The organism is Fulvivirga sp. (assembly GCF_040218215.1).
In the GTDB taxonomy this organism is placed as follows: domain Bacteria; phylum Bacteroidota; class Bacteroidia; order Cytophagales; family Cyclobacteriaceae; genus Fulvivirga.
Window position 1 is genome coordinate 73,598 of sequence record NZ_JAVJQL010000008.1, and the last position, 16,646, is coordinate 90,243.

At 36.9% G+C, this 16,646-nt stretch carries 11 protein-coding genes; 3 read left to right on the forward strand and 8 right to left on the reverse strand.

The window, feature by feature from the left end:
• Window positions 1–35: 35 nt before the first annotated feature.
• The 4 genes from RIB54_RS02500 to RIB54_RS02515 all read right to left on the reverse strand — a co-directional run bounded on the left by RIB54_RS02500 (window position 36) and on the right by RIB54_RS02515 (window position 4,438).
• The gene (locus RIB54_RS02500; protein ID WP_350099125.1) at window positions 36–1,160 is read right to left on the reverse strand and encodes a transporter; all 1,125 of its coding nucleotides are present in this window, start codon (window positions 1,158–1,160) and stop codon (window positions 36–38) included.
• 33 nt (window positions 1,161–1,193) lie between these two features.
• The gene (locus RIB54_RS02505; protein WP_350099126.1) at window positions 1,194–2,729 is read right to left on the reverse strand and encodes a vanadium-dependent haloperoxidase; all 1,536 of its coding nucleotides are present in this window, start codon (window positions 2,727–2,729) and stop codon (window positions 1,194–1,196) included.
• The gene (locus RIB54_RS02510) at window positions 2,726–3,670 is read right to left on the reverse strand and encodes a transporter (RefSeq protein ID WP_350099127.1); all 945 of its coding nucleotides are present in this window, start codon (window positions 3,668–3,670) and stop codon (window positions 2,726–2,728) included. The genes RIB54_RS02505 and RIB54_RS02510 overlap by 4 nt, the downstream gene beginning before the upstream one ends.
• Window positions 3,671–3,937: 267 nt before the next feature.
• Window positions 3,938–4,438 (reverse strand): hypothetical protein, encoded by a 501-nt coding sequence (locus RIB54_RS02515; protein WP_350099128.1) that lies wholly within the window; start codon window positions 4,436–4,438, stop codon window positions 3,938–3,940.
• 189 nt (window positions 4,439–4,627) lie between these two features.
• Between RIB54_RS02515 and RIB54_RS02520 the strand changes: the two genes are divergently transcribed.
• Entirely contained in the window at window positions 4,628–7,927 is a 3,300-nt protein-coding gene (locus tag RIB54_RS02520; protein WP_350099129.1) for a T9SS type A sorting domain-containing protein, read from the forward strand.
• Between the two features lie 104 nt (window positions 7,928–8,031).
• On the forward strand, window positions 8,032–8,370 hold the full coding sequence (locus RIB54_RS02525) for a zinc ribbon domain-containing protein YjdM (RefSeq protein WP_350099130.1): 339 nt from the start codon (window positions 8,032–8,034) through the stop codon (window positions 8,368–8,370).
• 16 nt (window positions 8,371–8,386) lie between these two features.
• On the opposite strand, the gene RIB54_RS02530 is transcribed toward RIB54_RS02525, so the two are convergent.
• Entirely contained in the window at window positions 8,387–9,361 is a 975-nt protein-coding gene (locus RIB54_RS02530; protein ID WP_350099131.1) for an ABC transporter ATP-binding protein, read from the reverse strand.
• A 139-nt stretch (window positions 9,362–9,500) separates the two neighbouring features.
• Here RIB54_RS02530 and RIB54_RS02535 point away from each other — a divergent pair, with 139 nt between their 5' ends.
• Window positions 9,501–10,013, forward strand: coding sequence for a hypothetical protein (locus RIB54_RS02535; protein WP_350099132.1), 513 nt, complete (start codon window positions 9,501–9,503; stop codon window positions 10,011–10,013).
• A 285-nt stretch (window positions 10,014–10,298) separates the two neighbouring features.
• On the opposite strand, the gene RIB54_RS02540 is transcribed toward RIB54_RS02535, so the two are convergent.
• The 3 genes from RIB54_RS02540 to RIB54_RS02550 are packed head-to-tail and all read right to left on the reverse strand — an operon-like array spanning window position 10,299 to window position 16,437.
• A complete protein-coding gene (locus tag RIB54_RS02540; RefSeq protein ID WP_350099133.1) occupies window positions 10,299–12,629 on the reverse strand; it encodes a hypothetical protein in 2,331 nt (776 codons plus the stop codon).
• Window positions 12,620–13,738 carry a DUF4249 domain-containing protein gene (locus RIB54_RS02545; protein WP_350099134.1) on the reverse strand — a complete coding sequence of 373 codons (1,119 nt, stop codon included), beginning with the start codon at window positions 13,736–13,738 and terminating at the stop codon, window positions 12,620–12,622. Before RIB54_RS02545 ends, RIB54_RS02540 begins: the two co-directional genes overlap by 10 nt.
• The gene (locus RIB54_RS02550; RefSeq protein ID WP_350099135.1) at window positions 13,738–16,437 is read right to left on the reverse strand and encodes a TonB-dependent receptor; all 2,700 of its coding nucleotides are present in this window, start codon (window positions 16,435–16,437) and stop codon (window positions 13,738–13,740) included. The genes RIB54_RS02545 and RIB54_RS02550 overlap by 1 nt, the downstream gene beginning before the upstream one ends.
• Between the last annotated feature and the right edge of the window lie 209 nt (window positions 16,438–16,646).

A 16,646-nucleotide genomic window follows, 5' to 3' on the forward strand; every position in this document is an offset into this window, starting at 1 on the left:
AAACATCAAGCCTTCCAAGTCAATTTGTTATGTATTTAATTATAAAACGGATTATTATCCACAGGCTCTGCATCTTGTTGAGCGCCACCAAAGCGGAAACTCAAACCTATATTCACTAAATAATCGGCAAAAGCTGCATCTCCATGTCTGTAAACTCCAGTCTCTTGCGTACGCACTTTATCTTCATAGCTCTGGATGCGGTTCCTATACATTGCAATGGGTACACTAGCAAACAAGGACCAGTTTTTATATGCATATCCAGCACCTGGCTCTAGCGAAACTGCATAACCTGGCCTTCTATACCCGGCATCACCACCTATCAAATCTTTGGCAGGAACACCCTCAACCCTACCTCCAAGATAGAGGCTAAACCCTTTCATAGTGGCATAATAACTACCAACCTGAAAGGCAAACTGATCAGGAACAGAAAACTCACTACTACCATTTCTGGTCAACACACCATTGGTCTCTTCAAAATTGAATAGATAATAAACTGAAGTATTGATACCGAAACGATGATTCAATTTTTGGTATCCTTGAATGTCAAGGGCAAGGCCTGTACCCCCATCTCCTGGCTGAATTGACTGATCAACCACCCTTTTTACATCCTGATCCCTGTCATCTCCCTGATTGTAGAAAGTGTCTTCATAGTCATAACTTCCAGAAGGCAATTTAAGGCCAAGACCTAGTGAATAGTTAAAGTCATGCTTGCCAGGCTCCCACAGCCAGAACCCTGCGCCTATTCTAATATCTCCCAAACCGCTTGAAACAGTAGTATGCCTTTCCCCAAGGCCATTTGGAGGGTTGCCACCATGCTCATACATTGATGACCTGTCGTGATGTACATAGGGCAAAATGATATTGGCAAACCAACGGTCTGTAATGCCATATCTCAACGAGAAATCAACAAAACTAGATTTGTTAATCACCTCTGTGCCATTTTCTACGCGTTCAACTTCCTCGTGACTACCTCTATAGTGCTTGTAAGATTTAAAATAGCGGTATCCCAATTGTGCATTGAATTCGCCTTTGGACAATCCAATGCCACTGTTCAATCCACCACCACAGCCATTTCCTCTTATGGCTACACAACCTTGCCCGTAAGAATCAATGCTTACAGCAATAAATAATAGTATTGTTAATAAGTATATATTTTTCATTTTATTGAATTTTAGATTTTTATTAAAAATTGATTAATCAGCTCCGTCAGACTTAGCTATGTCAATGGTGTACTGGGCAACATCTATGCCCTGATCCGTACCAATGTATGCATCAAAAGTCCAGTGGATTCCTCCATAAACCCTTGATATTGCCGCCTCTTTAGCCCATTCCCTAACAACTGCTGCTTCTTGTGGGAAAATGTAAGCCAACACTTCTGCGCCAGCAGCGGAAAACACACTATGTCCGGAAGTATATGAAGGGAAATTAGGCGTACCAGCAATGGTTTTGAACCCATCGATAGTTTGTATCGGCCTTGGATAGTGATAGTAATATTTAGCATCCCAGCAGCTTATACCTCCATCCATCATGGCCATATTTATATAAGCAAACGTCCGCGCTGTCCGCAAAGGATTAAGTCGGTATTTCACAATAAATTCTTTTGCGAATTCATTCCAATGTCCCGGTGGGGTGTACGTACCTAAGCCATCTTGCCAAAAATTGGCTATTCGTCTTCTTTCAGTTGTCATATTATCAGCATAATCCTTTAATATTTCAACATCTTTTAAGTATTCAGGCGAACCAATTGCCGGAGGAGGAATAGGCCTGGTCATTTCAACATTGGGCACATTCCACATTCTTACTTTGCTGTATAATGGAGTTAGACCGACTGGTCGCTGGGGTAATTCTTTATTGATCCACTTCCATCCATACCTATCAAAAGCTGCGTCTGCTATTGAATCTGAAACCGGTTTGGGTGTCTGGGCATTTTTCATTCCATCATTGGAGGCTCTAACTAAAGCTATAGAAGCTATCTCATCGCCTATTTGCTTTCCAGCATCTATATCACTTTGCACATAACCACCTGATAGCAACAGGCTCTTAAGGTGCTCAGCCTCCTTTTGTGCCAGATATTCAGCCTCAAGTGGGAACATTGCTGTTAGCACATTCTTAGAAGCAGCTGCTATAACAGCTCCATGGCTTGGATATGACGGTATACCATTGTCCATGTAGGCATACTCTATTTCATTGTCCAACTGGTAAGGTGCAGGTCTGTTGTGAATGTATTTGTGATGCCATGCTGTTATTAAACCATCAAACTGGGCTACAGACATATAGGCCAAGGCCCTAACCGCATAAGGGGGATGGGCAAATGGAAATGCAGGAGGTCCTGCCGGGTTAGCTGGACTTGGCAATGTATAAGTGCCGTCATCATTATAACCTGGTATAAGATTGTACTTTGCTATTAGTTCAAGTGCAATCTCATTCCATCTGATCGTTGAGTTATCAGACCAGTATTCAACAGCATTTCGTTCATCATCACTCATTTGAGACATCTCCTGCTTTAGCTCTGCCAATTCTTGCTGGTATTCTGACGAAGATGTGGCTGTGGGTTCTGAAATAGAGATTTCATATGTACTTGATATTAACGTGGTATTCCAGGTTCCACCATCCTGGTCGGTAGTCGAAAAGGCATAATTATCAAAAGACAAATGCGTAGGGAGCTCCTTTTCGCACGAACTCAATATTAGCATTGTCGCTACCAAAGTGAAAAATATTAGACTTCTCATTGTGATTTATTCTTTAGATAATTGAAAAAATATGTAACGCCTATGCCAGTAGTTCTGATCCTGGCAGTGTTCTTTCCGTTTATAACCTGATTGTGATAGGCAGCTACGCCCAATCCTTTGATATTAGGAAAGTAATAATGGGCAAAAATTCCTATCCTATCTATTTCAATATCATTAGTAGGTTGAGGAGCATTATAAGCTCTTATATCGTCTCCACTTGTAGATTTAGAACCCAGGTAATTAAGCTCTACCCTCAGCGCCTTTTCAAGTAACCAAGTACCAAGAGAAAAATCGGCCGTAATGGCATTGGGAACGTCCATCCAAGGTGTATAATAGCTGCCATCGTTATAGTAATACTCTCTTTCAGCTTTTGCATAACCTCTCCATAAATAAGCAGCTCCACCACGGAAATAAATCCCATTTTTCATCTCATATTGAGCAATAGCCCTGTATGAAAGCTCAGGGGCACCCAGCCCAAGGCTGTAAGGCATATAATCAGGTAAATAATTTGATATTGGAGTTGAAAAGCCAACTCCCGCCAGCAGCGAAAATGTACCTGACTCGCTCTCACGGTTTAGAATTTGGTACTTCAATGCAACGGTCAAATCCTGGAAGCCTTTCGCCCCTGCAAATTGCCCCCCATTAGGATCTGATGACTTGGTTTTTATATAAGGAACGCCTATATAGAAATTAAGACGGTCAACTATTCCAATGGCCGCCATTGGCATTACTGTGTTTCTATAAACTGTCGCTATGGTTTGGTTTTCACGAAGGTCGCTTCCTTCCCAATATTTATAGAAGGTGCCATAATTGTATTCAAATAATACGCAGGCCTGTTTTCCTTCCATCATAATTGCATCATTTGGTGTCTGTGCATTTGCGCTGCCATAGCAACCAAGCAAGACCAAAATGGCAATACTTAGGTATTTAATTTTATTCATTTTAATTATTTTAAATAGTAGCGTTTAGTAAAAGTGCATTAGTCACCTTACCTGCATTAAGATTGAAATGATAGATCCCCCTTTGAGATAGGTTCATCTTTAAGTGGATTACAGAGATTATTATCAGAGTATCTGATATACTCAACATCAAACCGGACGACTAATAACTTATGTCCCTTATTATTTTAGAAGAAACAACAAGAGTAATCTGTCAAGCAGCAATAAGTGCCGGTGAGAACATCATCAATCAAAAGTAAGTAAGGGGTATTAGGCCCGGGGAGGTGGAACCGCTACAGAGAGCGCATTAGAATAGTTATCATTTGAGTCAAATAATACATTTAACTCACTAAATACTAAGTATTTATTTAGTATAAAATCACCAGAAGGATTGACATAAGTCTGAAACATGTTGTTAACGATATAAGCCACCTCATCCTTTTCAGAGTCTGCAACCCTGACAAATTTTAAAATACTGGTGCTCATTACTACATTAACAGGCTTCTCCATTACCTCATAAAAATCATTGTTATGTTCGAGTATGAAAGGTGCTGCATAACCGAGGGATAGTTTGTAAGAAACATCAGTCTGTTTTAGAAGAATATCTTTCGATATCCCTAACGATTTTGTCACTTGCAGGGAACGGTTTATCTCGTTGACAGACAACTTATTCTGTACCACAACATTGTCGATCAGGCGCAATGTGAAGTAGCTGGCACACCAAGAAGAGGCCAGTAATACAACTAATAATATGGCAGAAAACTGTTTCAAACGGTTAAATATAGAAATTATTTGGGAATAGAAACATTATCCAGTTTCCTTTATTGTAATTAATCATCCGTAACCCGCTCTTTTTCAGTCAATAATAAAATTCTAATTAAATATTATATTATTATTTTAGATCAAACGATAAAATATGTGTTTAGATAAATTATAATTGCCTTTATTTTAATCATGTATATGAAAAAATATTGGCTACTACCTCTCCTTGTTTTGACATTAACCGTTGGAAAAGGTCAAATTATTGACCCTAATTTTAAACCTAAATTAAAAGGAGTACCTGAAATTAGGTTTATGATGATTTTACCTGACGACAAGATTTTGCTTTCTGGTGATCTCTCATCTGTTGATGACAATGCTGTAAATCGTATGGCTAGATTAGAAGCTGATGGTAGCTTAGATGAGGAATTTACAGATAATATCTCAATAATAACCAAAGGGTTTAGCAACATATTTGATGCTGTTTATGACCAAGAATTAAACAAAATTTATGTTGCAGGGTATTTTGAAGATTATAATGATCTCCTCAGACTGAACTATGATGGAACAATTGATGAAACATTTAACATTGGAGCGTCTATCACAAATATCTATAACATTGGAATGCAATCTAGTGGTAAAATTGTTTGTTTGGGTGAATCATCAAATCGTATCATAAGATTTAATATCGATGGAACAATTGATGAAACATTCAATAATAATTCTGGCCCTGACTCATATGGAACCTATACAAGCGAATTAAAAATTCTAACAAATGATGAAATTATTATTGGAGGCGATTTTAACAGCTTTAATGGTGCACAATTTAACGATATGGTAAAGTTACATATTGATGGTACAATTGATGAATCCTTTAATTTTAACAATGCTTTTGGTGAAAATTATTCCTACATAAACAACATACACGAGACAAGTAATGGAGATCTAATAATTTCAGGAAACTTTGATGTTCTATATGGTCAAACAGCGAAGAGTGTTGCAAAAATAAATTCGGATGGCTCAAGGGATGTAGGCTTTGCATTGCCCGGGCCTGGAGCTAACATTTTTGCCAATCAAGTATTTACGCTACTTGATAAAGATGAAAATATTCTTGTAGCAGGTATTGAAAAAGGATTTGATGAATACTCAATAATTAAACTCGATAATAATGGGGCTGTTAACAATACATATACCCAGAAGAAAGCTAACTACCACCCTTCAAACGGATCTATTATCTCTCCGCTTTTAGGTGTTAATTCTTCAGGTGATATATTGTTTTCAAGCTTTCATACCCACTTCGACAACCACTTTAGCCAAGGACTCTCTAAACTAAATGCTTCTGGGGAAGTTTACATTGATTTTAATGCTGATCTATCTGGACGTGTTGGAATTTACAGCAGTAAAGTGCTTAGCGATGGAAGTATCGTTATCAGTGGGCAATTTTCAGCTGTAGAAGATACACCTGCGGACTTTCTAGTAAAGTTGAATAGTGACGGCTCTCCAGATTATACCTTTATTGATAATATTGAATTCTCAAGTGTAGATTCATGGGCATATGCCATTGAAGAAGATAATGCGGGTAATATTCTGATAGGAGGCAATTTCTCAACTTTCAATGGTATCAATACAGGTTCTTTAATCAAATTGTCAGCTAGTGGAATATTGGAAAATACCTTCAATGACCAGATTAAAGCTAACAATTTAGGTAGGAGTATTAATGATATTATTGTCCTGTCTGATGACAAACTTCTTATTGCTGGAGGCATTGACAATCCAAACTTGCCTGATAAATCAAGCATTATTAGATTGAATTCAGATGGAACTGTGGATAATTCCTTCAATTTTTCATTACCCGAGAATCATTATTTAAATGACATTGATCTGCTTCCTGACGGTAAAATAATTTATAGTGGCTTAATTCAAGCAGACAACAAAGGTATATTCGGAAAAATCAATTCAGATGGAAACGTAGATGTCACTTTTAATATGTCTTATGATTTCACCAATATACCTATTAATGAAATAGAGCCTGTTCCTGAAACAGATGTCATTTTGGTCTCTACATATCAATATGATGATAATATTGCCAAATTGCTGCAGTTTGAGGCTTCAGGCGCTCTAAAAGATGATATTTCAGTTCAGACAAGAGGTTATGATATCATCGTTATTCATCCTTTAGATACTGAAAACGTTCTTCTTGGGGGGCAGTTTCAAGAAATGAATAGTGCAAAAGTAGATGGCTTCGTAAAAGTAAATCTATCTGGCGGAGTAGACCCTGAATATTCGTATAGATTTGAAATCATTGGCAATCTTTCTGCTCCAAGTATTGGTGGATTGATTAAACTAGAAAATGGGAACTACCTTATTTCTGGAGGATTTTCAAGTATTGAAGGAGAAGGTGCATACAGCATCGCAAAAGTAAATTTTGATGTCCCAAAGGCTCCAAATAACCTTAGTGCTTCTTTTGATTTTAGTCAAGGTATTTCAATAACATGGAACGATCAAACAGATAGAGAGACTGGATATCAAATATCCAAAAGAACTGTTGGTGCTGAATTTGTCATATTAGACACAATTTCTGCGAACAATACTAATTATATAGACAATCAGGTTTCTTTGAACACAAAATATGAGTATAGAGTTAGAGCACTAAAAGAGTCACTTTACTCAGGATCGGCAGAGGTTGAGATTACAACGGGAAACCTAAACTCTCCTTTAGACCTAACTGCAGAATTTGATTTTCTTAATGGAGTTGTTGTTGGTTGGAATAATAATGGTGAAAATTTTGATGAAATAGAGATATACAAATCTATTGACAACATTACATTTAGTATTTTGAGCACTATGAATGGGGTTACTACGCAACATATTGATCCCATTGTAGAATTGAATACTACTTATTATTACAAGCTTAAATCAATAAAAGGGCTATTTAGGTCTGATTTTAGCACCACATTAGAATTTACAACTCCCACAACTTCTAATTTGATTGCACCACAACTAACTCTTACGGAAGTTGGTGTTGGTAGGCTTTTATTTTCTTGGGAAACAAGTGACACAAATATCTTTGGATCTGAAATATACAGATCTTTAAAAAGTGATTCAGAATTTCAATTAGTAACATCAACTGAAGAGTCTTTATACATTGATGAAAACCTAAATCAGGGAGACACATACTTTTACAAAGTAAGATCTTTCGATTTATTTGATTTCTCCGAATATTCAAATGTAGAATCTTTATTAGTAACGAGTAATGAAAGAAGCTCATTTAATGAAGAATTTAGTATTTACCCTAATCCTTCGAATGGTTTGGTAAAAATAAAGATTGAACCAACAGGGTCAGATAGTTATCAAATATTGAATTCTGAGGGAAAAATTATTCAAAAAGGAACTCTAAATACGAACAGCATTAATACAAGCAAATTAACTTCAGGCGTGTACATAATTAAAATTATAAATGGGAAGAGTATAGCTACTGAAAGATTAATTATAAATAATTAACTGTCATAGTTTTAGCTGGATAACAAATGCACACAGTTCTACACTGTTTGCATTTGTTTTTTCTAATAATCAGTAGATTTGCTCTCTACTTTAATTTTAAATACATGCCCGAATCATCAACATGCCCCCAATGTAGCTCTCAATATGCCTATCCCATGGATCACTTGATGGTTTGTCCGGAATGTGGTCATGAGTGGAATCCTGATGAAATAAAGGTAGAGGAAGACTCAAGTGTAATTAAAGACTCCAATGGCAACATACTGCAAGATGGAGATACTGTAGTGGTAATTAAAGACCTCCCTGTTAAAGGTGCTCCAAAGCCCATCAAAGCCGGCACCAAAGTAAAGAATATCAGACTTACTGATGGAGACCATAACATCGACTGCAAAATTGATGGATTTGGTTCAATGGCTTTGAAGTCTGAATTTGTAAGGAAGGCTTAGGACTAAAATACTGAGTTCATTGCTGGCTCACAGGTTTCAAGTGAATAAATACCTTATCCCTATTGCTGAACTTACCAACATCGGCATTAACAATCAACTCTTCATCACCTACCTTTACCAACAGTTGTTCATGGCTGCCAAAGTAAGTTTTCTCCAATACCATTCCTGATGTTCCAACCTCCTTGTTATTGGAAATAGAAAACGCTTCCGGTCGAACAATTACTTTGCTTTTGATTTTGGTTAATCGCTTATCTTTAATTCCCCATTTAGCAGGATTCACCATATTATACTTTCCGAACAAGCCTGCCACATATTCATTATTGGGGAAATTATAAATGTTAAATGGCCCATCAGTTTGCACAACCTTGCCCAGCTTCATAGCAAGTATAATATCAGCCCATGAAAGCACGTCCAAAGGATTGTGGGCAACAAGTACAATGGTAGTGTCCATGGTACTCTCTATATTCTTTAAAGTACTTTTTATAACATTCTGATGATAAAGGTCGAGATTTGAAAAGGGCTCGTCTAGTAACAATATTTCGGGAGTATCTACCAACAATCTGGCAATAGCAACCCGTTGTTTCTCTCCACCAGACAATTGTTGAGAATCAGCCTGTATTAAATGATCAATATGACAAGCTTTGAATAATTCATTAACCCCATCCTGGCTAATTTTATACGGATCATAAACTATTTCTTCAACCGTACGAAAAAAGGGTAATTCGAAATGTTGTGACAAATAAGCAATTGAAGGATGGCCAGGAATCAGTTGATCCAGAGGATTATGCAATACTTTACCTTTAAATGCAACACTGCCCCCGTCAGGTGCTATCAAGCCAGCAATAACTTTCAGTAAAGTTGACTTCCCGGAACCCGTTTCCCCTACAATGCCAAGCTTTTCATTTTTATTTATGGATAAACTTATAGGGTAAAGTGCTTTCCTATCTCTATTATACTGTTTTTCTACGTTATCTACTTTTACTAAACTCATTCGATAGGCCATGCTTAAATAGGCCTGTAAACTTAATACTTACCATTGACTTAGAAATTGATTACACACTTAATTAAACTCAGCATAACATTTGATATTCTGGTCACTTTTCTTAATTTTCATTTTTAATTGAGAATATTTGAGACAACTCTCTGCTATATTGTTACTCTCCCTACTAGCTTTTAGCTGGTTCTCCAACATCTTTTCCATTCGTTTGGTGGAACAGGTAATTGTAGAACACAGGCTTTCAGAGAGAGAACAATTCATGTCGGACAAGGTGGTGAAAGATCTCGGGCTTTCACAATCGACACAGTTAAAGGCAACTGATATTGAACACGCACTTTCTTTAGGGTATGCAGCTCCTTTTGTAATTACTCATTACGTTGATGGCAAGACGGAGCACTTTGAAGTACTTACTGATGATGCAGAACTAGTTGAACAAGCTGAAGATATTTTGTTATCAGAGCTTTCTGATTTAGAAAAAGACAAGGTTGAGGTTATCCTTAGCCATGTTATAGACCATTATGTTTCCTTTTCGCTAGAGGAATTAAATTCAGACAAAATTATCCTAAGAGATATTGAAAATAACACATATAACATGTGTTATTACATATCTTATCTGGACACAGCTTCTCCACCTCCCAAAGCCTAATCTATCCTCAGGCTTAAGGTTAGATTACATGCTGACCTATTAAGGTTTTATATTATTACATACCAGTTTAATATACCTAACAAAAAGCTTCTGAGGTTACGGCTTCCTAAATTCATTTACTCTTTAAGAAAGATTAAAGTGTCTCATCTTAAATACATACCAAACAAAATAAATGAGTTTTAGGAAGTGAGAATAGAAAGAAAAGTTTAAAGCAAAAGGCAATCATCAAATTAACAACATGTTACTATGATGATTGCCTTTTTTAATATTCGAATTCATTGAACTCTATTTGCCATTGAGAACATGAATTTTACGTTGTGCACTAAAAGGAATTCCTTCCTTTGTAATACCTTCCAAATATATCTGCATTTCACCCACATCATCAGAAAGATAAAACTCAACTTCCCCTGTACCAGAATCATCAATACTAACAGCGGGATTCCAATAGATTGTAGATTTAAAATGTGGATGATTTAAAGTATTTACCTCACTAGAATCAAGGTTATTAAATGCCACACTTTTGTTCAGGCCGTCAACAATATTATCAACTGAAACTGGTGGTCTTTCTACTCCATTTTTCGTTTCAATCATGATGATTCCATTCTTGCCAAATAGTCCCAATGGCATCAGCTTGCGTGGACTGTTAACGACTTTTACTGTTACAATATCTGATGGCTTCAATGAAAGAAAGTATTTCGTGTCCTTAGTAACAATTCCATTAATGATATACAGCGGGTCATCGGTTGCCAAGTCCATGGGTTGTGGTAAAGTGACCCTTACATATCCTAACTCCTCTTTACCTCTATGAATTACCGAAGGAACAATTTCTCGTATCATCTCGTCCATGGTTGGGAATAGCTGATAATCCTGCACCTTCACATTAATGTCAGCACCATACAGCCGTTGTTCAAAAGCGTCATTGGCATTATTTTTCACTTGCCCAACTAATGCCGTATCAACATTGGTGAAAAAAGAAAAAGCGCTATTCACAGCAGCACTTTTATTAGCAAATTCACCATACTTATCATGCATTTTAGATTCTGAAGCCAATGTAGGCTGAGAGAAGTCATCTACCTCTTCCGTATTCCATTTAATTTTCAAACCCTCAATTCTTCTGCCTCTATAATTCTCAGCAAAGTAGAATATTTCATCTTGTCCATATTGCTCAGGGATCATTAACCAAACTTCACCATTATCCAAAACCGATGTTTCATAACGCCACATGCTCTTTTGCATATAAAAAACCATTTTAGTATCTGCTGGTACTCTTTCATTAGTCGAATCGTTGACATAAGCTATGCCGCTTTTTCTCATAACTGTGGTGAACGCAAACGCTGGTTTAGGAGACTGATCAGATAATATATCATCCCAATTCTCTTTGGCACCATTAACAATCAAATCATAATCTAATGTCTCTTGCCAGTTACTATCACTTCTATTAATTAAAAAATCGTCCTCAATTGAAGTCAATATGTTAAGTTCATCGCTCAATGAATTCACAGACTGTTCATAAAGTGCCTGATTCAAAGCTTCTATTGAAACATTTTTAATACTACTATTATCACCATCGAGTCTAAACTGAAGTTTCACCTTTTCTCTAGGCTCAAAAGCTGATTTATCAAGCACCATGCTCAATTCAACAGCAGGTTCAGATCTATTATAGAAATCTCTTTCAGCCAGAGGCTTTCCTCCTGTGTCTAACAATGAAATATGTGCTATCCCTTCGGGAATATTACTTTTTGGAATATTGAGTATAGTTATACCAGAACTGCCTTGGTTAAATGAAGCACTGTAAAGGATCCTTCCTCTTGCAGTTAAAATTAAAAACAGATCTTTATTAATATATTTGGAGCTTGGAGAAGTATAAAGCCTGACCTGTAATTCATCTTTTCCTATACTATTTAGATTTAACGAGTATCCATCTAAAACCGGTTCAGGCAAAAGCAGCTTGTCTGTGCCATGGGTTATGTAATATTCAGCACCATTAGCTGGAGTAAATACAAATGTTCCCACTCCTGATCTATTGATTTCAGCACTAGCTACTAATTGTTGACTTGTTCCAATTAACTCAACAGTTTTTCCAACACCGAGTCCGTTTACCACAATTTTGTTTGGTACATCAGTAATTAATTGACCTCCTTCAATACCTATTTTAGGTATTTGGTTAACCAGTAATTTCTTTTCTCCAACTACCTCTATTTCCTTTTTATAAATAAAATCACTATCAAAATTTCGCATCCAACTGCTGTAGCTAACTATATGGTAGATTCCCGGCTCCAGTGACTTTGGTAAGGATAGTTGGTTAAACCCAAAACCATCTTTAACCGCATATTTAAAATGAACTATTGAGTTACCATCTGAACCTACCAGGTGCAGGTCGAGCAGCTGCCTACCTTCTACTCCAATCAAATCTTCAGATAAAAAATAAGAAGAAAAATATACTGTGTCACCAGGAATAAACTTGGATTGGTGAAGGCTTAAATGAAGTTTGGTCTTAGGAATGTTTCTTTGGTATGTATTGTACTTATTAACAACATCATTAATGCTGAATTGAGCATTCGCCTGAAGTAGCAAAAACAAATTAAGAAGAATAGTTATCGTTGATCTTATTCCCATTCAGCAGGTTGAGTTGTTGATGAGTTTGGGTAGAAATTATAACACGCATCAGGAACAAAAAACTTTTCTGTCAGTGGGTATGGAACATCTTCACGGTAAATGTAAGTAGACTTCTTTTTAATAGAAGTAGCCCAAAATAAGCCAATAACTGTATCATTATTATTCGCTGGCTTTATATTACCCCTAATCTCTCCTGATGGAGGTTGAAATATACTACTGGCATTGGTTTTTTGTGATCTTACCAACCTAAAAAATTCAAAAGCATTTCTTGTCATGCTCATTTGCTCAATGGTGACCAAATATTTTTCGTAAAACGTACCCACGTCAATAGGCACCTCAGCAACCTTAATATTATTAAACTGATTACCTGAGACTAACTGATCATCAGACAATTGCGGGTATTCTTCATATTGGTAAGCGTAACAAGTACAACAAGTGCACTCATCAACTTTACCTATTCTATTCCCAACGCCCGGCAATACAACATAACCACTACAGGGAAGCGGTAATGGCCTTGGAATTGGATAAGACGGCAGAATTTCTTGTTTAAGTTCAGGATTGGTCTCTGCCTTATATAATCCTGTAAATTTCCACCTCACATAATTTTCATCACTAATACCCGCTTCTGAGTCCACGTATATATTAAACACATCTGCAGGAATCTCACCAAAACCCTCATCTTTCAACCTTGCTTCATATTCATAGCGTATATCGGTTATCTCACCTACTGGGAATAGCTTATCAGGCTCAGATTCGTACTTTTTCCCATCAATAGTTTCCATAGTAATGTGATAAGATCTTCCCACTTCACCTTGCATAGCACCATTAGTAACATATATCCCTGGCATTGTTTCCACAAAATCTTCACTATTGCCAATATCATCGTGTAAAATGATCTTCATCTGTACTACAGGAGATGCTCTAACTGTGTCTTCATTAAGGTCTATGGCTTTTGTTACTTTAACAGTATAAGGTCCTGGGTCTGTAGAGATCGTTCCTTCAATAACTATCTGCTCATCTGCAGGTGGCACATCAAAATCTATAGGATCTACACACCCCACTAAAAGTGTCAGCATATATGAAAATAATATAACTCTTCTCTTATTCATTAGAATGTTATGTTATAGCTAATTGATGGAAAAATTGTACCAACAATTGATAATTGATTTGGTTTTGGAACACCATTTTCAGAGTTTTTAAAGAAGATAGTGTATGGGTTTTTTCTGCTGTAAACATTATAAACAGATATTACCCAATTGCCTTTCCATTTCTTGGTTCTCTTATGGTTTCCTTCAATTACCAACGCCAAATCTAACCTATGATAGTCCGGTATGCGATATTGATTTCTTTCAGAAAAATAAGCTACTGTTGTATTTTCCAGTTGGAATGCTGATAATGGAATGGTAACTGGTCTGCCCGTATGATAAGTGAATCCACCTGTAAAATAATACCTGCGAGATAGGCTATACTTCCATGTTACATTTAGAATATGGGGCTGATCAAAATTCGAAGGATATTCCTTTCCATCATTTATAGATTCAACCTCTGTAGAACCCGATATAGTTCGGAATGATCTTGAGTATGTATAATTCAACGAACCAGAGAGTCGACCCGAGTTTTTAAACAACGAAAATTCCAGACCATAAGACCTGCCTGTTCCTTGTAAAAGTTCAGTCTCGATATGAGGATTTAATACTAACTCTGCTCCATCTTTAAAATCAATAATGTCGTTCATGTATTTGTAAAATCCTTCAACAGACGTGCCGTATTTCTTTTCTTTAAAATCTTTAAAAAAGCCCAGAGACACTTGATCTGCTCGCTGCGGTTTGAAGTAGTAACCACTAGGCTGCCAGATATCAACTGGAGTTACAGCTGTGGAGTTGGATACTAAATGTAAGTATTGAAACATACGATTATAACCAAACTTTATTGATGAATTGGCACTGGTCATTAATCGCATAGATATGCGAGGTTCAAAGCCTAAAAAGGCCTTGACAGGCTGAAAGCTACCATAACTAGAAGTATCCGTAGCTGTTGTAACTTCTACGGGTTGTCCAGATTCATACTTAATAACCTCGCCCGGTCCCAAATTTATAAAAAGTGGTAACCGCAGCCCGGCTTCAAGAAATAAATAAGGATTGAGTTCTATTTCATCACCTATAAAGAAGGCACTTTCTATGGCATATTGCTTATCAAGATCAACTTTTCCGGCATTCGAGCAGTCACTTGTTGGCTCTAGTGATCCGGGATTGAATTTATTATGTGAGAATTGCCATCCATAATTCAACTTATGGCTTCCCTTTTTTGTATACAAGGCCGCTTTTAATGTTGCCGTGTTGATTCTAAATGATAACTCTGAAGCGGTTAAATAATCATTATTTAAAACACTATAGCCATAGGAACTCATCCCAACAATGAATTCCCCATCTAAATTGCTATTAAATCTGTGATCCAGCCTTCCTGATATTTGAAGGTTGCTCCAACGATAAGTAGAGTCACCACTAAGGCTAAAACTATCATGGCTAGCATATCCTGAAACTGAAACTTTGGTATCCTTATCAACTTTATGCGCTACTTTAATCATACCATCATAAAATGACACTGAGCTATTGCTTAAGTCTGCATAATCGGTATCAATTGAATGAATTAGCCAATTGCTATAGGTAGATCTTAATGACGCTGATATAGAGGTTTTATCTTTTTTAAGTGGCCCGTCTACCATTAAACTACTTGTAACCATACCTATTCCCGCTTTAACATGCCACTCCTGAAAGTCTCCATCCTTTGATTGAATATCGAGAACCGATGAAATCCGTCCACCATATCTGGCCGGTGTTCCACCTCTAAAAAAAGACACTTCACTTATAGCATCAGAATTAAAGGCAGATAAAAAACCGAAGACGTGAGAGCTATTAAAAACAGGCAACCCATCATAAAGTATTAAATTTTGATCAACGCTACCACCACGAACATTAAAGCCTGACGCAGCCTCGCCAACTGTGGTTACACCAGGCAAAATCTGCACTTGTTTTATCAAATCAACTTCGCCTAGGAATGCCGGAGCACGTTTCAGTTCCTTCATTACGAGTTGAGTTTCACCAATTCTGCTCGTGGCCATCTCCTGATTGGCCTGACCTTGTATCACAATCTCATCCAACATTACAGACTGCTTTTCCATTTCAACATTAACTACTCCATTTTCGTAAGCCGTTAGATCAATAACAGTTGGGTCATAATCTATATAGCTAAAATTTAAAACGTGGGAACCTGGAGTTAATTCAACACGATAGTTTCCTTGTTCATCAGTGGTAACTATTGCTTCGGTATCTGCTACTTGTACATTTGTGTATGGTAAGGGCTCTTCAGTTTTATTATCAATTACCCTTCCTGAAATTGTAATGGGTTTATCTGGTTGAACCTGACCTGGGGAACCAAACCTGTATTTATCAATTTTGCTGTCTTCTCTTAAGGCGGTTTCAATAGCCCTTTTCCGCATTATCGCTTTTGATGGGTCTTTTATAATTACTAAAGCATCAGGATACATTAAGATAAACCTAAGCTCTTTGCCTTCAAATAATATGTTTAGAACTTGTTCTAATGTCCTTCCAGAAAAGTCATTATCGACTTGTATATCTTCTATCCACTCTGGTAAAAAAAAGAACCGTGCTCCTTCCGAATCACCTATTTCATTCAGAACCTCAGTCAAAGGTTTTGATGCTTCATCGCCCCTAAACTTGTAATCAAGAATGTTCTGACCATTCACCCATGAGGCATTGAGGATGAATAAAGTCAGTAGAATATTTCTCATTTAGTATACGATCTTAGCAAAATTGACAAGCCATGTACTACATATGCTTAGCTTGTATTTAGATCAAGTCTAAAGTATGAAATTGTGAAGCAGGCATCAACACCGCTGGTATAAAATGTGATTAATTCAAGGTCAAAATCTAAAAAAAATGTTAGTACTCAACTTCCTTTGCCTCTCATGAATCATTGATAACAAAAAAATTAAAATTT

Bases quoted from the DNA above. Each gene is read 5' to 3' on its own strand.
- RIB54_RS02520 (WP_350099129.1), top strand. From the start codon at position 4,628: ATGAAAAAATATTGGCTACTACCTCTCCTTGTTTTGACATTAACCGTT.
- RIB54_RS02540 (WP_350099133.1), bottom strand. From the start codon at position 12,629: ATGGGAATAAGATCAACGATAACTATTCTTCTTAATTTGTTTTTGCTA.
- RIB54_RS02510 (WP_350099127.1), bottom strand. From the start codon at position 3,670: ATGAATAAAATTAAATACCTAAGTATTGCCATTTTGGTCTTGCTTGGT.
- RIB54_RS02500 (WP_350099125.1), bottom strand. From the start codon at position 1,160: ATGAAAAATATATACTTATTAACAATACTATTATTTATTGCTGTAAGC.
- RIB54_RS02550 (WP_350099135.1), bottom strand. From the start codon at position 16,437: ATGAGAAATATTCTACTGACTTTATTCATCCTCAATGCCTCATGGGTG.
- RIB54_RS02505 (WP_350099126.1), bottom strand. From the start codon at position 2,729: ATGAGAAGTCTAATATTTTTCACTTTGGTAGCGACAATGCTAATATTG.
- RIB54_RS02545 (WP_350099134.1), bottom strand. From the start codon at position 13,738: ATGAATAAGAGAAGAGTTATATTATTTTCATATATGCTGACACTTTTA.
- RIB54_RS02525 (WP_350099130.1), top strand. From the start codon at position 8,032: ATGCCCGAATCATCAACATGCCCCCAATGTAGCTCTCAATATGCCTAT.
- RIB54_RS02530 (WP_350099131.1), bottom strand. From the start codon at position 9,361: ATGAGTTTAGTAAAAGTAGATAACGTAGAAAAACAGTATAATAGAGAT.